22 protein-coding genes are annotated in these 26,937 nt (G+C 64.7%); 15 read left to right on the forward strand and 7 right to left on the reverse strand.

Annotated features, from left to right (window positions below; genetic code table 11):
* Positions 1-87: 87 nt before the first annotated feature.
* The 10 genes from DEIPE_RS04865 to DEIPE_RS04915 all read left to right on the forward strand — a co-directional run bounded on the left by DEIPE_RS04865 (position 88) and on the right by DEIPE_RS04915 (position 12,465).
* Positions 88-1,734: an L-lactate permease gene (locus DEIPE_RS04865; protein WP_015234864.1), complete on the forward strand. Its 1,647-nt coding sequence runs from the start codon at positions 88-90 to the stop codon at positions 1,732-1,734.
* 2 nt (positions 1,735-1,736) lie between these two features.
* Positions 1,737-1,943, forward strand: coding sequence for a hypothetical protein (locus tag DEIPE_RS04870; RefSeq protein WP_015234865.1), 207 nt, complete (start codon positions 1,737-1,739; stop codon positions 1,941-1,943).
* The gene (gene ggt / locus DEIPE_RS04875; protein ID WP_015234866.1) at positions 1,940-3,598 is read left to right on the forward strand and encodes a gamma-glutamyltransferase; all 1,659 of its coding nucleotides are present in this window, start codon (positions 1,940-1,942) and stop codon (positions 3,596-3,598) included. Before DEIPE_RS04870 ends, ggt begins: the two co-directional genes overlap by 4 nt.
* Before the next feature lie 29 nt (positions 3,599-3,627).
* A complete protein-coding gene (locus tag DEIPE_RS04880; protein WP_015234867.1) occupies positions 3,628-4,473 on the forward strand; it encodes a cysteine hydrolase family protein in 846 nt (281 codons plus the stop codon).
* A 158-nt stretch (positions 4,474-4,631) separates the two neighbouring features.
* Positions 4,632-5,372, forward strand: coding sequence for a TVP38/TMEM64 family protein (locus tag DEIPE_RS04885; protein WP_015234869.1), 741 nt, complete (start codon positions 4,632-4,634; stop codon positions 5,370-5,372).
* Positions 5,373-5,413: 41 nt separating this feature from the next.
* A complete protein-coding gene (locus tag DEIPE_RS04890) occupies positions 5,414-6,535 on the forward strand; it encodes an AI-2E family transporter (RefSeq protein WP_015234870.1) in 1,122 nt (373 codons plus the stop codon).
* A 429-nt stretch (positions 6,536-6,964) separates the two neighbouring features.
* A complete protein-coding gene (locus DEIPE_RS04900; protein WP_015234873.1) occupies positions 6,965-7,900 on the forward strand; it encodes an AAA family ATPase in 936 nt (311 codons plus the stop codon).
* Positions 7,897-8,844 (forward strand): DUF58 domain-containing protein, encoded by a 948-nt coding sequence (locus tag DEIPE_RS04905; protein WP_015234874.1) that lies wholly within the window; start codon positions 7,897-7,899, stop codon positions 8,842-8,844. Before DEIPE_RS04900 ends, DEIPE_RS04905 begins: the two co-directional genes overlap by 4 nt.
* Positions 8,844-10,808 carry a transglutaminase TgpA family protein gene (locus DEIPE_RS04910; RefSeq protein WP_015234875.1) on the forward strand — a complete coding sequence of 655 codons (1,965 nt, stop codon included), beginning with the start codon at positions 8,844-8,846 and terminating at the stop codon, positions 10,806-10,808. The genes DEIPE_RS04905 and DEIPE_RS04910 overlap by 1 nt, the downstream gene beginning before the upstream one ends.
* A gap of 43 nt (positions 10,809-10,851) precedes the next feature.
* On the forward strand, positions 10,852-12,465 hold the full coding sequence (locus tag DEIPE_RS04915; protein ID WP_015234876.1) for a stalk domain-containing protein: 1,614 nt from the start codon (positions 10,852-10,854) through the stop codon (positions 12,463-12,465).
* An 82-nt stretch (positions 12,466-12,547) separates the two neighbouring features.
* On the opposite strand, the gene DEIPE_RS04920 is transcribed toward DEIPE_RS04915, so the two are convergent.
* A complete protein-coding gene (locus DEIPE_RS04920) occupies positions 12,548-13,117 on the reverse strand; it encodes a hypothetical protein (RefSeq protein ID WP_015234877.1) in 570 nt (189 codons plus the stop codon).
* Positions 13,118-13,241: 124 nt separating this feature from the next.
* Between DEIPE_RS04920 and DEIPE_RS04925 the strand changes: the two genes are divergently transcribed.
* A complete protein-coding gene (locus tag DEIPE_RS04925; protein ID WP_041230702.1) occupies positions 13,242-13,451 on the forward strand; it encodes a hypothetical protein in 210 nt (69 codons plus the stop codon).
* Complete coding sequence (locus DEIPE_RS23775; RefSeq protein WP_015234879.1) at positions 13,432-13,587, forward strand: hypothetical protein; 156 nt, start codon at positions 13,432-13,434, stop codon at positions 13,585-13,587. Before DEIPE_RS04925 ends, DEIPE_RS23775 begins: the two co-directional genes overlap by 20 nt.
* A 386-nt stretch (positions 13,588-13,973) precedes the next feature.
* Here the strand turns inward: DEIPE_RS23775 and glmS are convergent, their stop codons facing one another.
* On the reverse strand, positions 13,974-15,794 hold the full coding sequence (gene glmS / locus DEIPE_RS04930) for a glutamine--fructose-6-phosphate transaminase (isomerizing) (RefSeq protein ID WP_015234880.1): 1,821 nt from the start codon (positions 15,792-15,794) through the stop codon (positions 13,974-13,976).
* A gap of 499 nt (positions 15,795-16,293) precedes the next feature.
* Positions 16,294-16,995: a GNAT family N-acetyltransferase gene (locus tag DEIPE_RS04935; RefSeq protein ID WP_015234881.1), complete on the reverse strand. Its 702-nt coding sequence runs from the start codon at positions 16,993-16,995 to the stop codon at positions 16,294-16,296.
* A gap of 235 nt (positions 16,996-17,230) precedes the next feature.
* Between DEIPE_RS04935 and DEIPE_RS04940 the strand changes: the two genes are divergently transcribed.
* Together DEIPE_RS04940 and rny are read left to right on the forward strand one after the other, a co-directional pair.
* Positions 17,231-18,406, forward strand: a complete 1,176-nt coding sequence (locus tag DEIPE_RS04940) for a VLRF1 family aeRF1-type release factor (RefSeq protein ID WP_015234882.1) — start codon at positions 17,231-17,233, stop codon at positions 18,404-18,406.
* Positions 18,407-18,759: 353 nt separating this feature from the next.
* Positions 18,760-20,397: a ribonuclease Y gene (rny, locus tag DEIPE_RS04945; protein WP_015234883.1), complete on the forward strand. Its 1,638-nt coding sequence runs from the start codon at positions 18,760-18,762 to the stop codon at positions 20,395-20,397.
* A gap of 70 nt (positions 20,398-20,467) precedes the next feature.
* Here rny and DEIPE_RS04950 read toward each other — a convergent pair whose 3' ends face one another.
* The 4 genes from DEIPE_RS04950 to DEIPE_RS04965 form a co-directional block, all read right to left on the reverse strand.
* Positions 20,468-21,700 (reverse strand): S41 family peptidase, encoded by a 1,233-nt coding sequence (locus DEIPE_RS04950; RefSeq protein ID WP_015234884.1) that lies wholly within the window; start codon positions 21,698-21,700, stop codon positions 20,468-20,470.
* 181 nt (positions 21,701-21,881) lie between these two features.
* Positions 21,882-22,892 (reverse strand): ABC transporter permease, encoded by a 1,011-nt coding sequence (locus DEIPE_RS04955; protein WP_015234885.1) that lies wholly within the window; start codon positions 22,890-22,892, stop codon positions 21,882-21,884.
* Entirely contained in the window at positions 22,892-23,920 is a 1,029-nt protein-coding gene (locus DEIPE_RS04960) for an ABC transporter permease (RefSeq protein ID WP_015234886.1), read from the reverse strand. The genes DEIPE_RS04955 and DEIPE_RS04960 overlap by 1 nt, the downstream gene beginning before the upstream one ends.
* A gap of 88 nt (positions 23,921-24,008) precedes the next feature.
* Entirely contained in the window at positions 24,009-25,721 is a 1,713-nt protein-coding gene (locus tag DEIPE_RS04965) for an ABC transporter substrate-binding protein (protein ID WP_015234887.1), read from the reverse strand.
* 149 nt (positions 25,722-25,870) lie between these two features.
* Between DEIPE_RS04965 and DEIPE_RS04970 the strand changes: the two genes are divergently transcribed.
* On the forward strand, positions 25,871-26,890 hold the full coding sequence (locus tag DEIPE_RS04970) for a D-alanine--D-alanine ligase family protein (RefSeq protein WP_041230703.1): 1,020 nt from the start codon (positions 25,871-25,873) through the stop codon (positions 26,888-26,890).
* Positions 26,891-26,937 lie beyond the last annotated feature (47 nt).

Below are 26,937 nucleotides of genomic sequence, written 5' to 3' on the forward strand. Positions count from 1 at the left end.
GGAGGTTTCCGGCATGATCCGATTCACAGTTCACGGTCTTGCTTCACCTGGACCAAGGCACACTTGGGCACTTTCAGGGGGCTCGCCATGAATGATACCGAGATTCAGGTGACCCTCGCCCGCTGGCTGCTCTCGCTGGTGCCGATTCTGACCTTGCTGGCCCTGCTGGTTTTTCTGAAGTGGAAGGCCGCTGAGGCGGGCGCAGTCGGGATGTTCGTGGCGGCATTGATTGCAGTGTTTGCCTTCCAGACCCCCACGCAGACCCTGGCCGTGGCGGGAGGAAAAGGCGTGTGGGACGCCATCTTCATTCTGTACGTGATCTGGCCGGCCTTGCTGCTGTACCTGATCACCAAGCGGGCCGGGGCGTTTGACGCCCTGCGGCGCGGCATCGCGCGTTTCACCAAGAACGAGCTGTTTCTGGTGCTGGCCTTCGGCTGGATCTTCGCTTCCTTTCTGCAAGGCATTGCAGGTTTCGGTACGCCCATCGCGGTGGTGGCGCCACTGCTGCTGGCCTTCGGGGTGAGGCCCGTCTTCGCGGTCGCCATTCCACTGATCGGGCATGCCTGGGCCAACATGTTCGGGACGCTGGGCGTGAGCTGGCTGGCCACGAGCCGCATCGTGGATTTACAGAATCCCGACGCCACGGCTTTTCAGACGGCGTTGCTGCTGTGGATTCCCAACCTGCTGGCAGGCTTCACGATTGCCTGGCTGTATGGCAAGGGCGCGGCGTTCAAGCACGCCTGGCCGCTCGTGCTGATCGTGAGCCTGCTGCACGGCGGCGGGCAACTGGCCCTGTCGCAGTGGAATCCGGTGCTGTCGAATTTCATTCCCGCGACCCTGGTTGTGGCGGCCCTCTACCCGCTCTCGCGCTGGAAGCGCTACGCGGAGGACGCCGACATTCAGGACCGCCCGGCCATGCAGGAGAGCCGCCAGAAAGAAGACGAGCAGAAAGAACCGATCATGGGACTCTGGATGTCGCTGCTGCCCTACGTGGCCTTGACGGTGCTGACCGTCGTGGCACTGGTGATTCCGGCGATCCAGTCGGCCCTGTCGCGTCTGGAAGTCGGCCTGCCCTTTCCCGAGGCGCGCACCGCGCTGGGCATGACCACCGAAGCCGAGGAGCCGTACTCGCCGATCTCGCCCTTGACCCATCCGGGCACCTTTCTGCTGCTTTCCAGCCTGATCGCCTGGCTGGTCTACCGGGCGCGGGGTTTTTACTCCCGCTGGGCCGAGCGCGAACAGCAGCAGGGTGAGGAGCAGCGCGGGTTGCTGGGCGAGATGCTGCAGAACGCCGTGCCCGCTTCGCTGAGCGTGGTGGCCTTTCTGGTGACCAGCCAGCTGCTCGCGCATTCCGGTCAGACCCAGGTGCTGGCGCTGGGCATCTCAGAGGTGGCGCCCGCATCCGTGTACGCCTTTGCCTCGGTGCTGATCGGCATCGTGGGGGCCTTCATGACGTCGAGCAACACGGCATCGAACATCCTGTTCTCACCGCTGCACGACACCGTCGCGCAGGCACAGCCGGGGCTCAGCCAGTCTGCGGTGATCGCCGGACAGAGCGTGGGGGGCGCCACCGGGAACGCGGTGGCGCCCGCGAACATCGTGCTGGGCACCAGTACCACGGGCGCCGGGGGCAAGGAAGGTGACGTCCTGCGGCGCACGCTGCCCTGGACCGGCGTGGTGGCCCTCCTGGCCGGCGCGCTGACGATCCTGCTGCGCGGCCAGGGAGGAGAGTGAGCATGACCAAGAACACCGTGATGCTCGTGGCGCTGCTCTTGATGCTTGCCGCCTACCCGCTGGCGAGCTATGGCACCTCCGGTAATTCGCCCGCCCTGGTATGGGCAACGCTGGGACTGCTCACGCTGGGCGGCCTGATTCCGCCGGTGCTGCGCTTTCTCGGGAAAGAGGACGATTCGCAACAGAACACTGACAAGGAGAATTCATGACTTCGCCCAATGGCCCCCGAACCGGGCGCCCGCCCACCTATGCGCCCCGCGGCGTGGTCGCCACCTCCCATCATCTGGCCAGCAGTGCCGGGCTGCGCGCCCTGTCGCGCGGCGGCAGCGCCGTGGACGCCGCGATTGCCGCGAACGCGGTGCTGTGCGTGGCTTACCCGCACATGGCCGGCCTGGGCGGCGACGGCTTCTGGCTCATTCACGATCCCCGGCAGGGCGGCGTGCAGGCCCTGAATGCCAGCGGTGGAGCGGCCGCGCTCGCTTCCCGTGAGTACTACGCCGAGCGCGGGCATCGTGACCGCATTCCCTCGCGCGGCCCGCTGGCGGCCCTGACGGTGCCCGGGGCGGTGGACGGCTGGCATCAGGTGCAGGCGCGTCATGGGCGCCTGCCCTGGGCTGAGCTCTTTGAGGACGCCATCCTGCTGGCGCGCGGCGGGGTGCCAGTGGGGCGCTCGCTGGCCGACTGGCTGGTGCAGGACCGTGACCTACTGCGGGAACATGTGGCTGCCGGACGCATCTTTCTGCCCGGCGGCCAGATCGCCCGCGCGGGAGAGAAACTGGTGCAGGAAGACCTCGCGCGCAGCTTCGAGCTGCTGGCCCGTGAGGGAGCGCGCGGGGCCTTTTATGAAGGGGAGCTGGCCGAGCGCCTGTGCGCCGGTGTGGAAGCCGGGGGCTCTCCCCTGCGTCCGGCGGACTTCGCGAACTTTCAGGCCGAGTGGACCCAGCCCGTCAGCACCACGTACCGGGGCAAGACGGTCTACGAGTTTCCACCCAACACCCAGGGCTTCGTGGCATTGCAGTTGCTGAACCTGCTGGAAGGCTACGATGTGCGCGCCTGGGGTGACGGCAGCGCCGATTACTACCATCACATTGCCGAGGCCGTGAAGCTGGCCTTTGCCGACCGGGACCACTGGCTGACCGACCCGAAATTTCTGGACATTCCGCTTGAGCGGCTGACCTCGAAGGCATACGCGGACGAGCGGCGCACCTTGATCTCCTCCATGGAGGCCCGGGACATGGCCAGCGCCGAGCCCGGCGAGCGCGGTCCGCACGCGGCGCGCCGACGCTCGCCCGAGGGCGATACCTGCGCCTTTTGCGCCGTGGACGAGGACGGGCTGGCCGTCTCGGTGATCCAGTCGATCTATCACGATTTCGGCAGCCTGGCCGTTGGGGGCGATACCGGCATCCTGCTGCAGAACCGCGGTTCGTTCTTTTCCCTTGACCCGGAGCACCCCAATACCCTGGAAAGCGGCAAACGGACCTTTCACACGCTGATTCCCGCCATGATGTTCGACGGTAGTGACTTCGAGATGGCCTTTGGCACCATGGGCGGCGAAGGGCAGCCGCAGACGCACGTGGCCCTGCTCACCCGGCTGATCGACTTCGGGTACGACGTGCAGCAGGCCATCGAGGCGCCCCGCTGGCTGATGGGCCGCACCTGGGGCACCGCCTCGCAGGACCTGTCCCTCGAGGGCCGCATCGGCGACGAGGTGGCGCGCGAGCTGCTGCGACGCGGCCAGCCGGTGAAAATGCTGACCGACTGGAACGACAACATGGGTCACGCCCAGGCCATTCGCCGCACCAGACACGGCTTTCTGGAAGGTGGAGCCGATCCACGCGGCGACGGATCGGCCGCCGGGTACTGAAGCGTGGGGTACCGAGACAAGGAGATCAGATGAGCAAAGAGCAATTCCGTGAAATCTACGCCCGGACTCCGGACGGCGGCGTACAGTTTGCCGCGAGTGCCGACCGCTGGCACCTGTACGAGGACTTCGTGCATCTCGCCCCGCACCACCAGAGGGGTGGCCTGCTGCGTCATGAAGCACAGCTCAAACCCTTTGTGGACAGCCCGAACCGGCAGGCGCTCGTCATCATCGACATGCAGAACGACTTCTGCTCGCCGGGCGGCTGGACGGACGCTTCGGGTCTGGAGTACCAGAAGTGCCGCACAGCCATTCCAGGCATTCAGCGCGCCATCGCGGTGGCGCGCGAACGCGAACTGTGGGTGGTCTGGGTGTACTGGCACAACCGTCCCGACCTGCGCAATCTGGGCGCACCCACCCTCTATTCGTTCAAGCACGAACCGTCACAGCAGGGCATCGGTCAGGACCTGGCGCGCGGGCAGGTCCTGACCCAGGGCTCGTGGGGCGCCGAGATCGTCGACGACCTGAAGCCCCTGATGCGCGAGGAGGACATTCACATCGAGAAGGTGCGCATGAGTGGCTTTTACGGTACGCACCTCGACCAGGTGCTGCGCACGCAGGGCATCAACACGCTGCTCTTCGCCGGGGTGAACATCGACCAGTGCGTCACGACCACCATGGAAGATGCCTATTTCCGTGATTACAACGCCGTGCTGCTCGAAGACGCCTGCAGCACCTCGAGCCCCGACTTCTGTCGTGAGGCGGTGGTGTTCAATGCCCGCCAGTGCTGGGGCTTCAGCATGACCGTCGAACAGTTCGCGCATGCACGCCCTTTCAAGTCACCCCAAAGCGACGAAACAGTCCAACAGCCAACGTGAGTTGAAGGTGCGCGGCGCGGCAGGTGTGCTAAAAGCAAGCGCAGAGACCACCGGGACCTTCTGGCAGGGCCCCGACCGTTTCTGCGCCCTGATAAGCCTGATAAGCCGCCCACACCGGGTGATCGCCCGCAGGGGGTGATGGGCGTCCCGGAGACACGATGACCGACAAGCAGGCAAAGCAACAAGGCGAACAGGAAAACGACTCTCCCCAGAAGGCGAGCAAACTCAGCTGGCTGATTCCGCTGGCCATCGTGCTGTCGCTGGTGCTGCTGTACTTCGTGCTGCCGGGCTTCCGGAATTTCGTGAACGAGGCGTACGGCATCCTGACCAGCGGAGACCGGCGCCGAATCGAGCAGTGGGTAAGCAGCTTCGGCGCCTGGGGACCGGTGGCGGTTCTGGCCTTCATGGTGGCGCAGACGGTCATTCCAGTGATTCCCTCGGTACTGATCATGGTGGTCGCGGTCCTGGCCTACGGTTCATTGTGGGGTGGAGTGCTGACGTACGGCGGTCTGCTGCTGGCGGCCTTTGTGGCCTACGGACTGGGGCGCTCGCTCGGACCCGTCACGGTCGATAAACTGATCGGCCACGACACCGAGCAGAAGATGGAAGGGTACGTGCGTGACTACGGGCTGTGGGCGGTGATCGTCGCGCGGGTGTCACCGGTGGTGTCCACCGACGCGGTGAGCATTGTGGCGGGCCTGGCACGCATGGGATTTTTGCGCTTCATGCTGGCGACCGCCGTGGGCACCCTGCCACTCACGGCCCTGATCGCTTATCTGGGTGCGGACATCGAGCGGCTGCAGACCGGCCTGATCTGGGTGTCGGTCATCAGCGTCGCGCTCTTTCTGGGTTACGTGGTGTACGACCGGCGGAAAAAAGCAGGATCCCGGTCCCCCTGAGGGCCTTTCCGCTCCGGCGCTTCAATCTCGAAAGGAGCAGCATGAGCCAACCCGGTCCCTTTGGTCAACAGCGTCCACAGATCATCATCGTCAACCTCGTTCCTGCCGCCCTGACCGTGCTCGGCCTGCTGGCCCTCTACAACTTTTTCGGACTGGTGCGCGGGCCGCTGCTGGTGATCGTGCTGGCCACCCTGCTGGCCGCGGCCATCAATCCCATCGTGATCTGGCTGGAAGAGAGGCTCAACATCGCGCGTGGGCTGGCTGCCGGGCTCACGGTCCTGCTGGCCCTCACGGTGATCATCGGAACCAGCGTGCTGGTGCTGCCGCTGCTGATCTCACAGCTGGTGAACTTCTTTACGGGGCTGTCTTTTGACCTTGACCTCCTGGAAGACCGCTTCGACACCTGGCTGGAGCGCTTTCCCTTTCTGCAGCCACTGATCGAGGACGATATCCTGGCCCAGGTCGGAGAGCAGGCAGTGGGCATTGCCAGTGGCGCCCTGTCGCAGACCTTGAGCGTCACGGCGTCCCTGCTGACCTCATTCGCATTTGCGGTCATCGCGCTGATTCTGATCCTGTTCACACTGGCCCGACCAGGACCGCTGGTGCAGGGACTGCTCGGCGCGATTCCCCAAGGTTACCGGCAGCGCACCAAGAACGTCGCCGAGCGGGTCTTGCAGCAGCTGGGCGCCTGGGGCCGCAGCGTGCTGCTGGTGATGCTGATCGTGGGCGTGGTGATGGGGCTGGGGCTGTATCTGCTCGGCGTGGAGAACTGGCTGCTCTACGGCGTGCTGGCCGCGCTGGGTGAACTGATTCCCAACATCGGGCCGATCCTGGCCGTGCTGCCACCCGTGCTGTTCACGCTGGCCGAAGACCCAGACAAGGCGCTGTGGGTGGCCCTGCTTGCCCTGGTCGTGCAGCAGCTCGAAAGCCACGTGCTGACTCCCTTCGTGCTGGGCGGGGCCGCCCACATGCACCCGGTCTCGGTCACGGTCGGCGTACTGATTTTCGGCAGCGTGTTCGGCGTGATCGGCGCCTTTCTGACAGTACCGTTCATGATCATCCTCAAAGCGGTCTACGAGGAGTTTTACCTGGCGGGCCAGCGCCAGGTCAGCGAGCAGGAAGCCCTGGAAGTCGTGGGAGAGCATTCAGAATCGGGCAAATAACTTCAGGAGGCCCATATATCGGAGCAAGCCTTGAACCGCCCGACCCGGGGAATTCTCTGGATGGCGCTGTACGTCGCCGTGGCCCTTTCACCGTTGCTGGTGATTTTGATCGGCCCGCCTCCCATGATGGACCTCCCATGATGGGCGCGGTGCAAGAAGCCCTGCTGAAGCTGCGCGTTCCGCTGGCGCACGTTCACATGGAGCAGTTTCAACCCGTCCGAGGGGCCCCTGCGCCACGAGGAGTCTTATGCGTTATCTCAACATGATTCGCGCCGTTCTGATCATGAGCGTGCTGTTTTTCGCTGCCTGTGCGCTGTTCGCGCTGCTGCGCTCGGCAGGCTGAGCACAAAACCACACCCGCAGGGATAACCGGCGGCGATAAAATCCCGGTAATGCCCTTTCGTCCTTCCCTGAACTCACCGCGAATCCATGGCGAACCCGACCGCCTCTTCTAGTGCGGCACTCGCTCAGCAGGCGTTGTCGCAACTGGAAAACGTCATTCTGGGAAAACCTCGGCAATTGCGTCTGGCACTCACCTGCCTGCTGGCACGCGGGCACCTCCTGATCGAGGATCTGCCCGGTGTGGGCAAGACGTCACTGGCCCACGCCCTCGCAGGAACGCTGGGTCTGGAGTTCGCGCGGGTCCAGTTCACGAGTGACCTGCTGCCTTCGGACCTGATCGGCGTGAGCGTGTTCGAGCAGGACACGCAGCGCTTCCATTTCCATCCCGGACCGATCTTTACGCAGCTGCTGCTGGCCGACGAGATCAACCGCGCCACACCCAAAACCCAGTCGGCGCTGCTCGAAGCCATGGAAGAGCGGCAGGTCAGCATCGAGCGCGAGACACGCGCGCTGCCCGAGCCATTTTTTGTAATCGGCACGCAGAACCCGGCCGACCAGCTGGGGACCTTCAAACTGCCCGAATCCCAGCTCGACCGGTTTCTGATGGTGCTCTCGCTGGGATACCCCGACGCCGTGGCCGAGCGCGCCCTGTTGCAAGGCGGCAGTCGGCGCGACCAGAGCAAGACACTGCCCGCCGTGCTGTCGCTGTCGGCATTGCAGGCCGCGCAAGACGAAGTATCCCGGGTCTACGTGTCAGGAGCGCTGCTCGATTACGTGCAGCTGCTGCTGAAAGCCACCCGGGAATCACCGGTGTTCCGCACCGGCCTGAGCCCACGGGCGGCGCTCGGCCTGATGGCCGCCGCACGAGGCTGGGCCTGGCTGGACGGTCGTGACCTGGTGCTGCCCGAGGACGTGCAGGCAGTGTTTCCGGCCGTCGCTGCTCACCGCTTGCCGCTGCGCACCAGCGGCGCCCCCGACCGGCCTTCCGTTCTCGCCTTGCTCGCCGCAACCCGTATTCCATGAAGCGCACGACGTTGAGGCGTCACCCGACGCGAATACTGATTCTGCCTACCCGGTTTGGCCTGGTGTTCAGCGGCGTGGCCGTGCTGACCCTGATCGGCTGCGTCAATTACCAGCTCAGCCTGGGATACGCGCTGACGTTTCTGCTGCTCTCCCTGTGGATGATCAGTGCGGTGCACGCTTCACGGGCGCTGAGCTGCACGCCGGTCTCGCTGGCGGTCGGCCCCGGCGGGCGGACCTTCGCGGGTGAACCCGTCCATTTTCCGGTCACGCTGACCACCTCAGCGGACTCCGAAGGGCTACCCATCACCGTCAAGGCGGCGGGAACCACGCTGACCATCGAAATCTGGGCAGAAGGTGTGGCGCGCGAAACCCTGACGCTGCCCAGCACGCGCCGCGGAATCTTCACTCTTCCGGTCGTGCGGCTCAGCCGACCCGACCCGCTGGGGCTGTGGCGCGCCGTGCAGCACGTGAATACCCGCAGTCTGAGCCTGGTGTTTCCCGCACCCGAGGAGAACGCTCCACTACCACCCGAGTTTGCCGTAGGCACCGCCGAGTCCTTTCAGCAGCGCGCTCTGGGTGACGAAGACTTTCACGCGCTGCGGTCTTACGTGCGTGGCGACGCGCCCGGACGGATCGCCTGGCGCCACGCCGCACGCACGGGCAGGTTGCACACCAAACTCTTCGACGCCCCCGGTGTTCGCGCACTGCGACTTTCCTGGGACGCCACCGCCACGCTGCGTGACCCGGAGGCGCGACTGTCCCGGCTGACCGCCTGGGTCCTGCACGCCGAGCGCCTCGGGCAGGCTTTCGATCTGGAGCTTCCAGGCGAGTCACTGCCACCGGGCGCAGGCCCGGCCCACGCGCTTCGGGCCCTCAGTGCGCTGGCGCTGTATGACCCCGAGGCAAAAGCACACCGGGCGCCGGTTACAGCGCACATCGGGTGATGAAAGGCGCGACGGTCCCTCCTGCCCCGCTGCCTGTCACGGCGCTGTATGTCACGGTGGCCGCCTTCGCGCTGACCGCCCTGCCAACGCTGCTGCGCGTGCCTTTCTGGCAGGGGCTGCTGCTGGGCCTGCTGTTGAGCTGGCGTCTGGCCATCACCCGTTGGGGCTGGCACGTGCCGTGGACTCCGCTGCTGCTCGCGCTGGTCGTGGTCAGCACCTGGGGTATAGCGCGCGAGTACGGCACGCTGATCGGCCGGGACGGCGGGACGGCAGTGCTGATCACGCTGGTGGCCTTCAAGCTGCTGGAAATCCGCACGCGCCGCGACGCCCGGGTGGTGCTGGTGCTGGGATACTTCGTGACAGCCTCGCACTTCTTTTTTGCACAGGATACCCTGACTGCCCTGCATGCCCTCAGCGCCACCTTTGCGCTCACGCTGGCCCTGCTGGTGTGGCAGGTGCCCACTGCGCGCCACTCTGGCACGCAACTGAGACGCCTCGCCCGGCAATCGGCCCGCCTGCTGGGGCAGGCCGCGCCGCTGACGCTGGCGCTGTTCGTGCTGTTTCCCCGGCCCGACGGTCCGCTGTGGCAGATGCCAGTGGTCAGCCGTCAGGCCACGACGGGGCTGTCGGACGAGGTGACGCCTGGGTCCGTGTCGAGCCTCGCTCAGGATGACGCGGTGGCCTTTCGAGCCCAATTCGCTGCGCAGCCTCCCGCGCCAGGCGAGCTGTACTGGCGTGCCTACGTACACGAGACTTTCGATGGCCGCAGCTGGCGCCGTTCGCGTCCGCAAAGCGGACGGCCGACCGTGTATGCGCTGAGCCCCACCATCGCGTATTCCCTGACGCTCGAACCGAACGGCAGGCCACAGGTGTTCACGCTGGACGTGCCGACCAGCCTGCCGCCCCACAGCGCCATCGACGCCGACCTGCAGGCCTCGCTCGAATCGCCCGTGGCCACCCGGACCCGCCTCGGCCTGAACGCCGTGACCGCGTACCGCTACGGCCTGGACGCTTCCAGCGAGCAGCTTGAGCGCAACCTGTACGTTCCGGAGGGCGGCAATCCCCAAACGCGCCTGCTGGCCGGGCGCTGGGCGACACTGCCGCCCGCGAAACGCGTGCAGGCAGCGCTGGAACTGTTTCGCACGGGAGGCTACCAGTACACCCTCGATCCTCCAGGGCTGCCCGCCCAAAACCCGATGGACGCCCTGCTGTTTGGCACCCGGCGCGGGTTCTGCGAACACTACGCGGGAGCCTTTGCCTACCTGATGCGCCTGAGCGGTGTCCCGGCGCGTCTCGTGACAGGCTACCAGGGCGGGCAGAACAACGGCAATTACCTGATCGTGCGGCAAGCGAACGCGCACGCCTGGACCGAGGTGTGGCTGGACGGTGAAGGCTGGCAGCGCATCGATCCCACCGCGGCGCTCGCCCCGGCCCGCCTCACGGGAGGACTCGCCGCCGCGCTGCCGGCCCGTCAGCTGCCCGCGCTTCTGCAGGCACAACCGCACTGGCTGAGCCGGCTCAATTTAAAGCTTGACGCCGTTCATCACGCCTGGAACGAGTGGGTGATCGGTTATGACGGCGTCCGGCAACGTGCGCTGCTGGCCCGGTTGGGCATCGGTGCACCCGGCAGCGCCGGCTACCTGCTGTTGCTGCTGGGCCTCTCGTGCGCGGGACTGGCAGCCGCGTTCCTGACTCGCCGGGCGCGCCGGGTGCCACTGCCGCAGCTGGAACGCGCGTTCCAGCTGCTCTGCGCCAAGTTGCGCCTGACGCGTCATCCCAGCGAGACCCTCAGCGCTTACACGGTGCGGGCCACCCGGCTCTACCCGGATGACGCCGCCGAGCTGAGGGCGCTGGTCAGCGAGTATCAGCGCCTGAAGTACGGCCCGGGCACCGACACGGGGCAGTTGTACGAGTTTCAGCTGCGCATCCGGCGCCTGCGCCTAACCCGGCGCGCACAGGCGTAGCGCCCTCACCTCACGTCAATACTCCCCGGTTAGCCTGAGCGCGATGTCTGCGCGTTCCCGTTCCTTCTTCCTGAGTTTGCTGCTCTTTTTCATCGGTTTCGCCAGCGCTTCCCGGCAGCTGATACTCGCCGCGGACAACCCCAACGCCACCGTGAACGGCCAGCCCCGCGTTCTGAACAGTCCGCCGCGTCTGCAAGGCGGGCGGCTGCTGGTGCCCCTCGTGGAGACGCTGACCCTGGCGGGCCTGCCCGCAGTATCCGTGCACGACGCGCCCCTGGAGGAAACCCGCGCGTCCAGCTTCAACGGGGCGCTTCACGTCGACGTGCGCTGGCTGGCCAGCAAAACCGGCTCGACCTTGGTGCTCAGCACTGACGGACGAAACGCCACTCTCAGCACGCCGCAGGCGCCGGCGCTCGATCCCGGCGCGCCCCAGGCCCGCTTCGCGCCCGAAAAGACCGTGTACGCTCCCGGCGAGAAGATCAATATGGTCGACTACAGCTTCGATCCGGACGGCCAGACCATCAGCAAGCGTACCTGGACGGGTCGCCAGGACGCCTTTTTTACGCCCGGGGAATACCTGGTCTCGCTGCAGGTCACGAACGCGCAAGGCAAGGTCAGCGCGCCCTTCTCACGAATGGTGCGCGTGCAGGGCGCGCCAGTCGCGACGCCGCTGGAGTTCTCGCTGCGCCATACCCCCCTGAGCGAACCGTTTGCCGACCCGTTGGTGCTGAATTACCCCAGCCTGACCGCGCGGAGCACGGTGGAGGCGAACTTTCCGCTGCTGTTCAGCGACTCTCCTGAGAAACCGACCAGCGCAGGCGTGCTGTACCGCGACAGCGTCGTCGGACGCGCGCGGCTGCTGGCCTACCATGTGAACGGTCTTGCGTCGGCCGCGCGGGTCTACGTGGTGATCCGGAACCTGGAAGGTCGCGCGGTCCGGGTGCGCACGCTGCGCTTCGGTGAAACGGCCCCCTCACGCGTCGAGGGTACGCTGGGGCAGGTCGCCTTGATGGACTTTTTCACTTCTCAGGAAGGTGCCGCGCAACTGCTGCCCGCAGGGCAGCTGGCCGTACTGTACGCGTCGCCCAGGCTGACGCCCGGGTCGGGCGTCAGCCTGCTGCAGGACGTCGAGTCCGACGGGCGCATCGAGGTCAGCTTTGTGATCCTGCCCGAAGGCGTGGCGTCCACACCGGAAGCGCTGGCTTCGCTGGTGGCGCTGCCCCTTGATGGCGTGCACCAGCGCGGTACATTTCCCGGCGCGGTCCGCAGGCTGCAGGTGGCGCTGGGCGCCTTGCCGGCCCGCCTGAACATCGGCGATGGCCAGCACGATCAGGCCATACCCGGCGTGGACGCCCTGACCGGGACGCCCATGCGTCTGGCCGGCAACTACGGCGTACTGTACGAAGTCGAGGTGACAGGAGCGGCGAATACCGTGATGGCCCTGTCTCCTCGGGGAGGCGGCTACCGAGGCGCCCTGCAACTGTTCGACGGTCCGGCGTCCGCGCTGATGCGGGTGCCCCGCTCGGGCGTACTGACGAAGCCTGACGTTCCCCTGCTGCTGTGGCGCACCCAGACCGAACGGCTGAACTTCAGCTTTGTCCCGGCCAACGGCTCAAACCTGCCGGTATCACTCGTCTTTTACCGTCTCAACCGCTGAATTCCGGCGTCCTGCGGCCAACGGCAGGTCCAGCGCGCTTCAGAACGGTTTTTCATACCCGGCCACTCCTGAAAAAGGCGCCTCAGGGCTTGTTCGGGGTAGCGCTGGGTGCCTTCGGCTTCGGGTTGGCCTTTTGCCAGGCTTCGCTCAGGTCCCCGGCCAGTTCCGCGCCCCACTCCGCGACCACAATCTCGAACTTCCGGCGGGTCTGGGCTTCGGAGTGAATGTCCGAGGTCATCGCTGTAAAGCGCGGCGTGGACTTGCCGCCCGGAGTCTGCTTACGGGCAACTGTCAGGTGAACACTGTACGAGTAGGCCGGATCACCGAAACCCTGATACTGCTTCGGATTGAGATACCGGACGTTGGCCAGCAGTTGCACCCGCGCGTCACGACCCGCGCAGCTGACCGCCGCGATCCTCGTTACCCCGGCACGCTGCAGTTCCCGAATGAACGCGCTGCGCAGCTGACGCTCCAGACGAGGCTGCGCCGACCGCTGAAGGCCGGTGGTCATGCCTTCGAACTCCACCCGAACCGAAGAGGAATCCACGCACAATTGCACCTGCCGCAAATCGGGAGGCGTTCCTTCTCCGTGTGCGAACGCCATATGGGCGGCACATCCAGAGATGGCGAGAAGCCGGGCAAAGAACTGCATGTCCGGATTCTAGCGGCCATTCCTGGCGCTCGAATGCGCGGCGCCTCCCGTGTCCCAGGCGCCAATGACGTATCCTGGCATTCAGGGGTGAGCCTGTCGCCCGACTGCTGTTCGAAAGTCTCCTTTGAACACCGACGCCCCCTTCACGTCCCGCACCGCCGCACCCCGGCGGGGCGCGGCGTTCATGCTGGCCGGCGCCCTGCTGCCGTGGGTGGTGTGGGTGGTGCTGCTCGCCACCTTCGTGCTGTTCGCTTCCACCACCAGTCGGGCGCTCTTGGACGAGCGCCCGACTGCGCGCTTCCGCGAGTTCCGGGGTGTGGCAGTGGGGCCTTGACGCTGCCCTGGCTTTGTGGGGTGGCGCGTACGAACTTCGTGTGCGGCAGCGCCGCATCGCCTGGCTCGCCCGGGCGTGGCTGCCGCTCGCACTGCTGTTTGTGCTGGGTGGTCTGAGCGCCCGGTCGGTGTGGTAGGAAGGCCGCGCAGAAGCCGCGCGTCTGGCACAGGAGGCCGTTCAGCACGTCCGCCTGGTCTTCACCGCCCTGGGGTAGCATCGGTGATCGCCTTTCCGGCTGCACTGTGGGCATCACGTCACGAACGCGTCGCGGGCGTGGTGCGGTCCTTCGGGGAAGAATTCAGGCGCTGCCGAGCCTGGCGATGCTGGGTTGCCGGGGCCGCGCAAGTTGACGAGAGCGGCAGGAGCATGACCTGATCCTGAATTGCACGTGGAGAGTGGCAGGCCTGCAGCACGAAGCGCCACACCGCTGCTTGTCAGCTGCCACAGCGAGCGGCACACCTCGCATGGGCGTGCCGCTCGTTGGGCCTCCTCAGGGGGTCGGGTCAAACCGTTGCCCGACCGTCATTCCACGGTGACGCTTTTGGCGAGATTGCGGGGCTTGTCGACGTCCCTGTTCAGTGCCGTCGCGGTGTGGTAGGCGAGCAGCTGCATCGCCACGGCGTTCACGACCGGGCTGACCATTTCGTCGGCACGCGGCACGAAGATCACGTCATCAGCGTGCCGCGCCGCCTCGGTGTCTCCGTCGGACACGACGGCGATGACTTTGCCACTGCGTGCCCGCACTTCCTGAATATTGCTGATGGTTTTTTCCAAGAGGAAACTGTCGGTCGCCACGACCACCACCGGCAGGTGCTCGTCGATCAGGGCGATCGGGCCGTGCTTCATCTCGCCCGACGCGTAGGCTTCAGCGTGGATGTAGCTGATCTCCTTGAGCTTCAAGGCACCTTCGAACGCAGTCGGCGCGTTCACGCCGCGTCCCAGGAACAGGTAATCGCGCGCCTGGTGGTACTTCTCCGCGATACGGGTGATGTTCTCCACCCGCTCGGGGGCCAGGGCCTCCTCGACCAGGCGGGGCAGTTCGCGCACCGCCGCGAGCAGTTCGGCACCCTTTTCGGCGTTCAGGCTGCCCCGCGCGCGCCCGAGCCACAGGGCCAGCAGCAGCATGGCGCTCACCATCGAGGTGTAGGCCTTGGTGCTCGCCACACCGATCTCGGGCCCGGCGTGAATGTAGAGCACGTCGTCCACCTCGCGCGTCATGGAGGACCCCTTGGCGTTGATCACCCCCAGGGTCTTTGCGCCGTACTTCTTGGCTTCCTTGAGCGCCTCGAGAGTATCGATGGTCTCGCCCGACTGGCTGACCACGATCACCAGGGTGTTTTCGTTGACCAGCGGCGAACGGTAGCGGTACTCGCTCGCGACGTCCACTTCGACGGGAATGCGCGCCAGCTGCTCGATCAGGTACTCGCCGACCAAGCTGGCGTAGTAGGCCGTGCCGCAGGCCACGATGCTGATGCGCTTGAACGAGGCTGGATCGAGACTGATGTCGAGGTTCACCTCGCCGGTCTCGTCGTGCAGGCGCCCGATCAGGGTGTTGGTGAGGGCCTGGGGCTGCTCGTAGATCTCCTTGAGCATGTAGGTGTCGTAACCACCTTTTTCGGCTGCTTCGGCGTCCCAGTCGATATGAGTCACGTCGCGCGCCTGCGTTTCACCGGCCAGATTGGTGATCCGGTAGCCGTCGTCGCTCAGGACCACCAGGTCGCCGTCATGCAAGAAAATCATGCTGCGGGTGTAGGGCAGCAACGCGGGCACGTCACTCGCGAGGAACATCTCCCCTTCCCCGACGCCCATCACGAGGGGACTGACGGTGCGGGCCGCCACGATTTCGCGGTGATCGACATGCGTCACCACGATGCCGTAGGCGCCGCGCACTTCTCTGAGGGCGCCACGGACGGCCGCCTCGAGGTCACCCTGGTACTTTTCTTCGATCAGATGCGCCAGGACTTCACTGTCAGTCTCGCTCTGAAAGGCGTGTCCGCGTCCCAGCAGGCCTTCCTTGAGCGCCAGGTAATTCTCGATGATGCCGTTGTGAATGATCACGATGCGCCCGTCCTCGGTGGCGTGCGGATGGGCGTTGGTGTCGTTGGGCAGGCCGTGGGTCGCCCAGCGGGTGTGCCCGATGCCCAGGGTGCCCGAGATCGGGGTGAGTTCGAGGTCACCGGCGAGGTTGGCCAGTTTGCCCGCCCGCTTGCGGACCTCCAGCCCCTGAGCGGTCTTGACCGCGACGCCCGCGCTGTCATAACCACGGTATTCCAGCTTGGCCAGGCCATCGATCAACACGTCTTTGGCGTTCCGGTGTCCTACGTATCCGACAATTCCGCACATACAGTCTCCAGGGCAGCCCCACTATGGGCCGCCGTTCACGAGAGCGTTCGGGCCAGCGTGACTCACGCTGTCTGCCGAGCGCGCAACGCGCGGGCGTGTTTGCCGCGCCGTTGGGCACAGTGCAAAAGTCTGCGGCAACCCTGAGAAAGTGCCTGCCTGCACTGGCCGTGTTCAGTTTGTCCGGACAGGCGAGTCCGTGAAGTTGCATCGTGCCGAGCTTTGTCGGGGCGTTGCCGCCGCGCGTTTATGGCTCTGCTTCCACGCTGTGCGTGGGGGGAGGGTTCGGTGCCACCCTGGAAGCATCCGCAGATCGTTCGATGACTTCCACCTCGTATCCCATCTGCCTCGGTCAACCGGGCTGTGCCGGCTGCCCTGAGCGGAGCAACTTCATCTCCTGCTCTGATGGGCCTTGCGCTTCCCCTGAATTGTGTACGCCGCACACCTCCTGCTCGGAGAGTTTACCACGAAGTGAAAACGATGTGTAAGGTGTGTACACCACTCATACAGGAGGCAGCAAACGAAGCTCGCGGGCGCTCCCGGCCCGGCCCGCCAGCTCGCGCGCGTGTCTGCGCGCCCGCTCTTCTCCCAGCCACGGCGTCCAGTAGGTGCGCATGGTGTCCGCCACCAGATCGGTCGGCAGGCTGGTCAGGGGCTGACGTGGGCAGAACAGCAGGTCCATGTTGGTCACTGGGCCCCCGCCTGGACCTCCCACAGGCTGTTCATAGCGGATGTCCACCTGTCCAAAGCCCAGGCGCCCAAAGACCCGGCGGCGCTCGAAGGGGTCCGAGCCCACCGCCGCTTCGGCCTCGAAATCTGCCGGGCTCAGGCGCTCGGGATTGACCACATCGATGAATACCCCCAGCACAGGCTGACCTGCGGCCTCGTCGAGCAGCTGAAAGCGGGCGTCGTGCAGCCGTCGGGCCAGCCCCTGCCCCCGAGCCTCCTGTGCCACGGCCAGAAAGCTCGAAAAACCGACGTTCAGGTCGGCGAACAGGTGAAACACCGTACCTCCGCGCAGCAAGGCGGCGTCCTCGGCCACCAGCAGAAAGTTTTTGCGCTCGGGCGTCTGCCATTCCAGCAGGCGCGCGATATAAGACGCCGGGATCAGCATGTCAGGCTCGAAGTAGGCGCTCGACTGAAGGGTTCCGAAAGCGCGGATAACGGGATCGTGGGGCTCAGTCACGCGGCGCAGCGACGTCATGCCTTCAGGGTGCCTGATCAGGACGGCACTGCCTACCTCAACCGTCACACCCGGAGGTCATGGCTTCTTGAGCCTGAACGACGCCCTCAGAGTGCCTTTGGCAGATGGGAGCCTCGAACCCGAGTCCGAAGCTGGCGCGTGAAACCCGATTTCCTAACTGAGCTTCACCGAAAGTGGTGCGGTGTTCGCAGAGAAACTGCGAAGAATGAAGCCATTCTTGCTGAAGGAGGCGCACATGCTGAACAAAAGCGATATCGAGCGAATTCAAAATCTTCCAGATGATTCCATGGTGCTGATGGCGGTCGTGAACGTGAACCCTGCCGTCGTGGACAACGAAGCCACCGGTCTGCCCGTGCGGGCCAAAAGCATGATGAGTGACGCTGGCGTTCCCCCCACCCTGATGAACCGCGTCCTTGACGACCTTGAGCGGGCACGCAGCGAATTTGGCAAAAGTGTCTTTTATGTCGTGAACGAGGACATGTTCGAGCGCTACGACATTCAGGTCGACCTGCCCGAACGCTTTCACTACGGGCGGCCTCTTAAATCGATGGTGCCCAACGTGCTGGAATTCATGCCCAGCATTGGCGTACTCGCCGTGGACCGCGAGTGGGCACGTTTCTTTGTGCTGGAGCAGGGGGAGCTCTCGGAAATCCGCCGCCGGGAGAACGTCCGTCTTGACGACGGTGACCGCTGGGACACCATGGTTTCCGGCACGCGTCATGTGCCGGGCGCGCCTGGCGCGGGTGGTGCGGGACGTAACCAACCCGGCAGCGGACCCCGGAGCGACAGTGGCTACGACCTCTTTGAGGCGCGCGAAGCAGCAAATCAGCAGCGCTTTTACAATGACCTCTCCAAGCAGCTGACCAAACTGATGCAGCAGCACGGTCTGAAGCACCTGGTGCTGGTCGGTCCGGTGCAGCGCATCGCGGATTTCAAGGCCGAAATCTCAGACAAGGCGCCGTTTGAGATCATCGGCACGACCAACGTAGGCAGCGGGGTCGGCTGGGCAGACCCGGAACACATTCTGGAGCGCCTGCAACCCATGATCGAAGACCTCAAGCGTCTCGAAGAAGACCGCTTGATGGAGGAGATTCAGGAGCATGGCGTGATGGAGATGGAAAATCTGCTGCAGATGATTCAGCAGGCACAAATCTACAAGCTGGTGATTCCCGAGGACGGCTCGCAGATCCACATCATGCGCAGCCATAACCGTGACGTGCCGTACTTTACCAGCAAAAAAGACGTGGCCCACAGCCCGCTTGACGACAGCCTGATGGAGCGTGTGGCCCTCGACGAGGTGCTGCCGGACTTCGTGACCCTCTACGGCGTGGACATCCGCCGCGTGCACGGTGACAACGCGCAGAAGCTGGTCAAGGAGTACGGCGGCCTGGCCGGTATTCCGCGCTACTGACCTGCTCCCGATCTGCGTAAACAGAGCAATGGAAACACGAGGAGTGCAGCTCCTCGTGTTTCCATTGCGTGTTTCCATTGCGTTGCCCCGCCTGGTGTTTGTGAGGCTCAGTGCATCATCTGGAGCCTGAGCGCCGTCGGTCGTCAGGCCGAAGCGCGAACGAAACGACTATAAAAGCCCTGGCGGGTGCCGTTTGCATCAGTTGTTCGTCAGGGCGGTGTTAAACTGAGCCATGAGTGTGAACGCGGTGCAGCCCACTCTCTGGTACGCCCTGTGGCCATGGCGTCCGGTGAGGTGGACCGCCGTCGTGTTTGCGGTACTCATATTCACTACTGACCATCGAAAGGAGCCACATGACCAGCATGATGTACGCGATCATCGGGCTCCTGATCGGTGTGGCGATTGGAGGCTATATCGCTTATGTGCGCGCCATCAGCCGGCGCGCACAACTGGACGACTCGCTGAAACAGCAAGCCCAGGCCGAAGCCCAGGTTGTGCGCGAAAGCGCGCAGCAGGACGCCGGCCGCTTGCGCGCCGAAGCCGAACGTGTCCGCCAAGATGCCACACGACTGTATCAGGAAGCCGAACTACGCGAAAAACAGTCGCTCAAGGAACGCGACGCCGTACTGACCGAAACTGCCCGGGAGCGCGAAAGCCTGCGCGCAGAGCGCGCAGAGACCAAGCGCGACCGCGAGGAGCTCAAACGTGAAATCGAGCGCCTGAACCGCCGCGCCGAGCAGCTCGACGCACGCGGTCTCAAGCTCGACGCCCTCGAGGAAAGGCTGGAGCGCGACCACCGCCGCATCGAAGAGGAGCTTGCCAGCGTCGCCGAAAGGGCACGCGCCGCTGACATGCGCCTGTTCGAGGTGGCCAGCCTTTCACCCGAGCAGGCCCGTGAACTCATTCTCGGGAAGCTCGACGCCGAGCTCGAAGAGGAAAAAGCCCTGCGGGTGCGGGCCGCAATCGACCGCGCCAACGTCGAAGGCAAGCGGCGCGCGCAGGCCATCATCGCGCAGGCCATTCAACGCAGCGCCTCGGAGACGAGCGCGGCCATGAGCGTGTCGGTGGTGCCGATTCCCTCCGACGCCATGAAAGGCCGCATCATCGGCCGTGAGGGGCGCAACATCCGCGCCTTCGAGGCCCTCACCGGCGTCGACCTGATCATCGACGACACCCCGGAAGCGGTGATTCTCTCGAGCTTCAATCCCATTCGCCGCGAGGTCGCCAAGCACGTGCTCGAAGGTCTGGTCGCCGACGGACGCATCCACCCGACGCGCATCGAGGAGATGGTCCACAAGGCCCAGGACGACATGAAGGCCTTTATTCACAGCCAGGGTGAGGACGCGGCCATCGAGGCGGGCGTGGTGGGCCTCAAGCCGGGCCTGCTGCAGTTGCTGGGCCGCATGTACTTTCGCACCAGCTACGGGCAGAACGTGCTGAAGCACAGCGTGCAGGTTGCGCACCTGACGGGCATCCTGGGCGCCGAACTCGGTCTCGACGTCAGCATGGCGCGCCGTGCGGGTCTGCTGCACGACGTGGGCAAGAGCATTGACCGCGAAATCGAGGGAACGCACGTGGACATCGGCGTGAGCCTGGCACGGCGTTTCGGTGAGGGCCCCGAGGTCACCGACGCCATCGCCCATCACCACGACCCGGAAAACGGCGAGACGCTGTACAGTGTGCTGGTCGCGGCTGCCGACGCCATCAGCGCGGCGCGCCCCGGCGCACGCCGCGAGGAACTCGAGTCGTACATCAAGCGCCTGGAGCAGCTGGAGGTCATCGCCACGAGCTTCCCGGGCGTGTCGCAGGCCTACGCCATTCAGGCCGGGCGCGAGGTGCGCGTGATCGTGCAACCCGAGAAGGTCACGGACGCGCAGGCCACCCTGCTCGCGCGTGAAATTGCCGGACGCATCGAGCAGGACATGGAATATCCGGGCCAGGTGCAGGTGACCGTGGTGCGCGAGCAACGCGCAGTGGAGTACGCCAAGTAAGCGAGCAAGACAGAACCCAAACAAGGAAGCGGGCGGTGATACACCGCCCGCTTCCTTGTCGCTGACCCGTTCAGTTGACCGGCGTACCGGCGACGCTCGCCTTGAGGATTTCGAGGCCCTTTTGCAGCAGCACGTCCTGACCGCGCGCCAGCAGCTCGAAGTCATCGGCGCCGGCCACATCCGGGGTGATGCGCTCACCATAAGGTGTGCCGTCGGGCTTCACGTAGTGCACGGTCGTCAACTGAATGGCCGCTTCGCCGGGCAGCTCGAACACCTGGGTAGCGGTGTTGCCCACGCCCGCCGTCGCTTCACCGACGACCTGACCGCGCCGCGCGTACTGCACCTCGCGCGCGAAGAACTCGCTGCACGACGCCGAACTCTTACTGACTAGCACTGCCATCGGGCCCTCCCAGAAGGCCGGGTCGCGCACCGCCTGATACGAACCGAAGCCTTCGCGGTAGGTGCCGCCTGCGACGGTGGTGGCGCTGTCACCTCGCGCAGTCTTGGCAACCCGGGTAAAGGACGGCACAAAAGCCGAGATGCTCATGTCACACTCGCGCAGATCACCGCCGCCGTTGTCGCGCAAATCAACCACGATGCCGCGCACACCACGCCGTTTGGCCTCGTTCACCAGGTCGTGTACACCTTGCGCTACGCCGCCCCCGGCGATAAAGGTCGGAATGCGGATGACCGCCACGTCACCCAGGTATTCGGCGCGTGGCAGGTCACGCGTGGTGCTGACCGAGGCCGCGACCGACACCGACAGCGCCTCGTCGCCCCGGCGAACGTCGAGCCGGATGGGCGCGCCCTTGGTGCGGCTTTCGCGCAGGAGGTCGTAAGAGTACTTCTGGCCGTCGATGCCCACCAGACGGTCGCCACGCTTGAGGCCCACGCCAAAGGCAGCGCTGCCCGGCACGACCTCGGTCACGACCTGGTCACCTCCGCTCAGGTCGCGCAGCTTGATGCCGTACTGCAGACGCGAGCCGCCCGTGGAGCGGGCCTTGAATTCCTGAAAAGCTTCAGGACGGTTGAAAAAAGTGTGATGGTCTCCCAGCGCGCGAATCTGCTCCTCGATGACCGGGTAGGCGGTGTTGTAGGCGCAGGCCTCGCCTTCCTTGGCGCAGGCCTCGTTGAGCTTCTGCTGAAATTGCTGGGTCAGTTCGGTGCGGTTGACAGTACTCAGACCGCCGTAGCGGTTCTGGAGAAGTTGTGAAACAGAGTCGAAGAGTGTCTGGGCCGGAGAGGCAGCTCCCGCGAGAGACACCGAAAGGGCCGCGGCAAGCGCAATGAGCTGGCGATTCATGTCTCATTATTCTGCACTCTTGACAGCGGGGGTGGATGTGTGCTTAAAGAGAGCCTCATGGCAGCTCTCATGACAACCGGCGTAAAGCACGCAAGCGGCACAGTCCGCCTCATGAGAGAGGAGGAGCCTTCGGGCTCCTCCTCTGCGCGTTTCTGTTGGCCGGCTGGCCGGCGCCCGGAAACTACTTGCTGCGTGGATCGAACGCGTCACGCGCCGCGCTGCCCAGCAGGTTCCAGCCCAAACTGAACAAGATGATGGTGATCGCCGGGAAGAAGGTCACGTACCAGTAGGCAAAAGGCTGACCGGCCGGTCCCTGAATCCAGGTTCGCGCGAAGGCCATCAGCTGACCCCAGTCCGAGTACCCCACGGGCAGCCCCAGGCCCAGAAAGGACAGGCCCGCGATGGACAGGGGGACGGTGCCCAGGTCAAGCACGGCCACGGCGACAATGGACGTAAGCGAGTTCGGTACGACGTGCTTGGCGATCAAGCGCCAGTCGAGCGCACCCAGGGAGCGCGCGGCGTCCACGTACTCCAACTCGCGGGTGCGCAGGATGTCTCCACGCACGATGCGGGCGTACCCAGCCCAACCGGTGATGGTCAGCGCCAGGATAAGCGTTGGCACACTGGGGCGCAGCACGGTAATCAGCACAATGGTCATGATGAGCGGCGGAATCGAAAAGATCACGTCGATGAAGCGCTGAATGATGGTGTCGATCCAGCCACCGTAAAAGCCGCTGATGGCGCCGATGGTGATGCCGATCAGCAAATTGATCGAAACGATGATCACCGCGAACCGCAGGGCGGTCCGGGCACCCCACACCAGACCGTAGAAAATATCGTAGCCACGGCTGGTGCCGAACACGGCACGCTCGCCGGGCGGGTTGGGCGTGTCATCAAAGCTGATGCGCGGAATCTGGTAACACGACGCCGGTGGGGCCAGAATGGCCTGCCAGAAGGCGCCCTGAGCCGGATTGCGCACTGCCGACGACGATGTCAGGTTAAGGTCGCGCAGGCAGTTTTCGCGGGGGGTGGCGATGAGCGGTGCCAGGATGGCCGTCAGAATGAACAGCACCACCAGGGAAAAGCCCGTGATGGCCAGCGGATTGCGCCGCATCTTTCGGATGGGGCGCGAATGCCAGAAGCCACCCTCGCGGGCCACCGTCTGCGCGGCAGGAGCACTGGAGACAGCCATCAGTCGAACCTCACGCGCGGATCGATCACGCCGTACAGAATATCGGTGACCGTGCTGACGATGACCACCAGCACCGCCGAGAACAGCGCGAAACCCAGCACGCCCGCGATGTCGAATTGCTGGGCGGCCGTGGCCACCCACTGCCCGATGCCCGGATAGCCGAAAATGGTTTCGGTAAAGATGGCGCCGGTCAGCAGGCCCAGAAAGGTGAAGCCCGAAAGCGTCACGACGGGCAGCAGCGCGTTGCGGCGGGCGTGCTTGAGGTGCACGGTGCGGCTGTGCAGACCCTTGGCACGCGCCGTGCGTACGTAGTCGCTGTTGAGCGCCTCGAGCAGGTTGGCCCGCATGACCATCACGATGCTGGCCGAAATGACAATGATCAGCGTCAGGGCAGGCAGCACGATATGGTGCAGGGCGTCCAGCAGCAGCGCCCAGCGGCCATTGAGCGCGGCGTCCACGGTCAGCAGGCCGGTATAGCGCTTGAACTCGGGGTCGGCGATTTCAAAAAGCTGCACGATGCCCACGTTGCCCGAACCCGGGAACCAGCCAAGAAAGCCATAAAACACTACCAGCAGCACGATGCCCAGCACAAAGGTTGGCAGGCTGTACCCCAAAATGGCCAGGACGCGCACCGTCTGGTCTACCAGTTTGTCCTTGTGCAGGGCGGCCATGGTCCCCAGCCAGATGCCGAACATCACGATGGGAATGGCGGCAAACAAGGCCAGTTCCAGGGTCGCTGGAAAGCGCTCCTTAAGGGTGTCCCAGACTGGTTTGGCCGAGGCTTTGGAAAAACCCAGGTCCCCTTGCAGCGTGCCGGAAAGCCATTTGCCGTACTGAATGTGAAAAGGCTGATCGAGCCCCCGTGCCTTGATGATGCGGTCGATGTTGCGTGCCTGCTGCTCATTGGTGACGTAGGCACTGGCCCGTTCCTGAGGAGTGAGGAGTTGCAGGACCCCAACGATCAGAATCGTGACAGCCAGGATCACGAAGGGAAGTTGCAACAAGCGTCGAAGGATAAATGTCGTCATAGGATATGTCGATACTTTCGCAAAAAACTCCCGTCAAGGGGAACGGGCGGGCAGCCTAGAGTGTCTGCCCGCCCGCACCTTGCGGGATTTACTTGCTGAGGTCCTTCCAGAAAGTGCCCGTCGCTGAGAAGCTGGTCATGGGGTTGTAAGTGTTCTTGCTCACACCCTTCAGCTCACTGCGGTACACCGTAAAGTTGACGCCTGCCGGGATGTAGATGAACGGCGCGACCGCGAAGGAGCGGTTGGCGACCAGCTTGTAGAGCTGGTTGCGCTTGGCGGTGTTGGTCGTGTTGCGGGCCTGGTTGACCCAGGCGTCGATGCTCCGGTCACTGAAGCCGCTGCGGGGCGAGTAGTAGCCCTCACTGTGGTAGAAGGTGTGCACGAAGTTGTCCGGATCGGCGTAGTCAGGAGCCCAGCCGATGATGATCATGGCTTCCTTGCCGGCCTTGGAGTCGTTGAGCATGGTCGACCACTGCTTGGCGCCGATCTCGACCTTGAACTTGGGGTTGATCGCTTCGATGTTGCGCTTCAGCAGTTCGGCGGCCGTCTGCGAGGCAGCGGCGCCCGCGCGGTAGTTCATGCGCAGCGTGAAGCCGTTCTTCCAGACGTCACCACCAAAAGCGCGCTTGAAGTAGGACTCGGCCTGCTTGGCGTCGTACTTGTAGGTCTTGACGTCCTTGGCGTAGCCGGGGAAGCTGTCGGGCAGCAGCATGGTGCGCTGGATGCCCTTGCCGAGCTGCACTTCCTTGATGTAACGCTCGTAGTCGAAGGCGTAGCTGAACGCACGGCGCACGTTGACGTCGCTGAAGAAGTTGGCGGGAATACCGCGGCCGTCGAGCTTGCCGCTGCCGAGCAAACCGGGGTCCTTGACGTTCTGGTTCATGAAGAACGCCGTGGCGGTGGTGTTGGGCAGATCGTCGAGAATCGTGATCCCGGGGCCCTGCAGCTGGGACAGCGTGGAGCGCGGTCCCGTCTCGATGATGTCAGCGTCGCCGCGCTTGATGGCTTCGTAGCGGGCGGCCTGCTCGGGCACTTTCTGGATGATGACGTTCTGGATGGCGGGCTTTTGACCCCAGTAGCCGGGGAAGGCGCGCGCCAGCAGGGTGTTGGCGTCACGGCGCACGATCTGGTAGGCGCCGGTGCCGCTGGGGTTCTTGCTGAGGCCCGAGTCGTTGAGGTCCTTGCCGACCCACTCTTTCCAGGTGCGCTCCGTGCCGTCCCACTCGCCCTGCTTGATGGCATGGGCCTTGTCGACGATGCTCTGGCCGGTGTAGGCCATCTTGGCGAGGAACGCCGGGTCAACTTTGGGCAGGTTGAAGACCAGCTGGCCTGCGTTGTTGCAGCTGACGGCCTTGGCGATGCGGTCCCAGGTGATGGTCTTGTCGTCGTTGGCGTTGCTGCCGGTGCCCAGCAGGGCTTCGCTGATAAACCAGTTGCCGCTTTCGGGGCTGTTGACGACCAGGTTGCGGCGGATCGAGTAGGCCGCGTCGTCGCAGGTCATGGTGTTGCCGCTGTGGAACTTGACGTTCTTGCGCAGGTCGAAGGTGTAGGTCTTGCCCGCGTTGCTTTCTTTCCAACCCGTGGCCAGCAGGGGCTCGAGTTCGGTCAGGCTGGCACCCTTGTAGGTCAGCAGGGTTTCGTAGATGTTCTCGGTGATCGAACCGGAGGCGGTGTCATACACCATCGTCGGGTCGAGGGTGGGAATGTCCGCCGAGTTCTGGTACACCAGGGTGTCCTTGGGCGTCGCCGCAAGGGCAGCGCTGATCAGCAGCATCGGGGCAAGAAAAGCCAGTTTCTTCATATTCCTCCTGAAGCGCTCGCATGGCTGCGGGCGTTCGATGTATAGGTATCTCGCGAGAGTCTAGCAACCTTAAGATTGAATATGCAAACACGCTCATAGAAAACTCTCATGGAGAATTGTTTTCGGCCAGATGCGTTAGGCTGGGCGCCGTGAAGAAGCGCATTCTGCTGCTTGCCGGCGGGCAATCCGGTGAACATGAAGTCAGCCTCTCCAGCGCACGCAGTGTCCTCGGCGCCCTGCCTCAGGACCGCTTTTCCGTCACACCGGTGGTCATCAGCAAGCAGGGACGCTGGTTGCCCGCTTCCGCCAGCCAGCAGGCGCTGGAAAGCGGCGCGGCCGAAGAAGGCGGCGAGCTGATGCTGCACGAAGCGGCGCGCGCCGAAGGCTACGACGTCGTGTTCCCGCTGCTGCACGGGCCGATGGGTGAAGACGGCACCGTGCAGGGCCTGCTGACGCTGGCGGGCATCCCCTTTGTCGGCAGTGGTGTGCTGGGCAGCGCTGTCTGCATGGACAAGATCATGGCCAAGGCGGTGCTGGCCAGTTGTGGGGTACCGCAGGTGGCTTACCAGCTGGCCACGCGCCCGGAGTGGCGCGAAGAGCCCCAGCGGGTCATCGAGCGGGCCACCGCCCTGGGCTTCCCGCTTTTCGTGAAACCCGCCAACCTGGGGTCGAGTGTCGGCATCAGCAAGGTCCGCGCGGCGGGTGACCTCTCCTCCGCGCTGGATCTGGCCTTCTCGCTCGACCGCCGGGTGATTCTCGAGGCCATGACCCGCGGCAAGCCGCGCGAGCTGGAGGTGGGCGTGCTGGGCAACGACACGCCGCTGGCGTCCCCCGTCGGGGAACTGCGCTTTGACGCCGAGTTCTACGACTACCACACCAAGTACACCGAGGGTGAGGCCAGCATGCACATCCCGGCAGATGTGCCACGTGAAGTGGCGGCGCGCGTGCGGGAACTGGCCATCACGGCGTTTCAGGCACTGGACTGCGCGGGCCTGGCGCGGGTGGATTTCTTTTACGTCGAGGAAAGCGGCGAGCTGTACCTCAACGAGGTCAACACCATGCCGGGCTTCACCACCACCAGCATGTATCCCAAGCTGTGGGAAGCGGCCGGCTGGAGCTACGCCGACCTGGTCACCCGTCTGGTGGAGCTGGCCACCGAAGAGCGCTGAGGCCCGCTCGGCCCATTTGTCCCGCCACAGGCAGCGTAAATTCAGGG

The sequence above is a fragment of the Deinococcus peraridilitoris DSM 19664 genome (genome assembly GCF_000317835.1).
Lineage (GTDB): Bacteria > Deinococcota > Deinococci > Deinococcales > Deinococcaceae > Deinococcus_A > Deinococcus_A peraridilitoris.

Excerpts from the sequence above, each read along its gene's own strand:
- DEIPE_RS04865 (WP_015234864.1), top strand. The coding sequence starts at position 88 with ATGAATGATACCGAGATTCAGGTGACCCTCGCCCGCTGGCTGCTCTCG.
- DEIPE_RS04870 (WP_015234865.1), top strand. The coding sequence starts at position 1,737 with ATGACCAAGAACACCGTGATGCTCGTGGCGCTGCTCTTGATGCTTGCC.
- ggt (WP_015234866.1), top strand. The coding sequence starts at position 1,940 with ATGACTTCGCCCAATGGCCCCCGAACCGGGCGCCCGCCCACCTATGCG.
- DEIPE_RS04880 (WP_015234867.1), top strand. The coding sequence starts at position 3,628 with ATGAGCAAAGAGCAATTCCGTGAAATCTACGCCCGGACTCCGGACGGC.
- DEIPE_RS04885 (WP_015234869.1), top strand. The coding sequence starts at position 4,632 with ATGACCGACAAGCAGGCAAAGCAACAAGGCGAACAGGAAAACGACTCT.
- DEIPE_RS04890 (WP_015234870.1), top strand. The coding sequence starts at position 5,414 with ATGAGCCAACCCGGTCCCTTTGGTCAACAGCGTCCACAGATCATCATC.
- DEIPE_RS04900 (WP_015234873.1), top strand. The coding sequence starts at position 6,965 with ATGGCGAACCCGACCGCCTCTTCTAGTGCGGCACTCGCTCAGCAGGCG.
- DEIPE_RS04905 (WP_015234874.1), top strand. The coding sequence starts at position 7,897 with ATGAAGCGCACGACGTTGAGGCGTCACCCGACGCGAATACTGATTCTG.
- DEIPE_RS04910 (WP_015234875.1), top strand. The coding sequence starts at position 8,844 with ATGAAAGGCGCGACGGTCCCTCCTGCCCCGCTGCCTGTCACGGCGCTG.
- DEIPE_RS04915 (WP_015234876.1), top strand. The coding sequence starts at position 10,852 with ATGTCTGCGCGTTCCCGTTCCTTCTTCCTGAGTTTGCTGCTCTTTTTC.
- DEIPE_RS04920 (WP_015234877.1), bottom strand. The coding sequence starts at position 13,117 with ATGCAGTTCTTTGCCCGGCTTCTCGCCATCTCTGGATGTGCCGCCCAT.
- glmS (WP_015234880.1), bottom strand. The coding sequence starts at position 15,794 with ATGTGCGGAATTGTCGGATACGTAGGACACCGGAACGCCAAAGACGTG.
- DEIPE_RS04935 (WP_015234881.1), bottom strand. The coding sequence starts at position 16,995 with ATGACGTCGCTGCGCCGCGTGACTGAGCCCCACGATCCCGTTATCCGC.
- DEIPE_RS04940 (WP_015234882.1), top strand. The coding sequence starts at position 17,231 with ATGCTGAACAAAAGCGATATCGAGCGAATTCAAAATCTTCCAGATGAT.
- rny (WP_015234883.1), top strand. The coding sequence starts at position 18,760 with ATGACCAGCATGATGTACGCGATCATCGGGCTCCTGATCGGTGTGGCG.
- DEIPE_RS04950 (WP_015234884.1), bottom strand. The coding sequence starts at position 21,700 with ATGAATCGCCAGCTCATTGCGCTTGCCGCGGCCCTTTCGGTGTCTCTC.
- DEIPE_RS04955 (WP_015234885.1), bottom strand. The coding sequence starts at position 22,892 with ATGGCTGTCTCCAGTGCTCCTGCCGCGCAGACGGTGGCCCGCGAGGGT.
- DEIPE_RS04960 (WP_015234886.1), bottom strand. The coding sequence starts at position 23,920 with ATGACGACATTTATCCTTCGACGCTTGTTGCAACTTCCCTTCGTGATC.
- DEIPE_RS04965 (WP_015234887.1), bottom strand. The coding sequence starts at position 25,721 with ATGAAGAAACTGGCTTTTCTTGCCCCGATGCTGCTGATCAGCGCTGCC.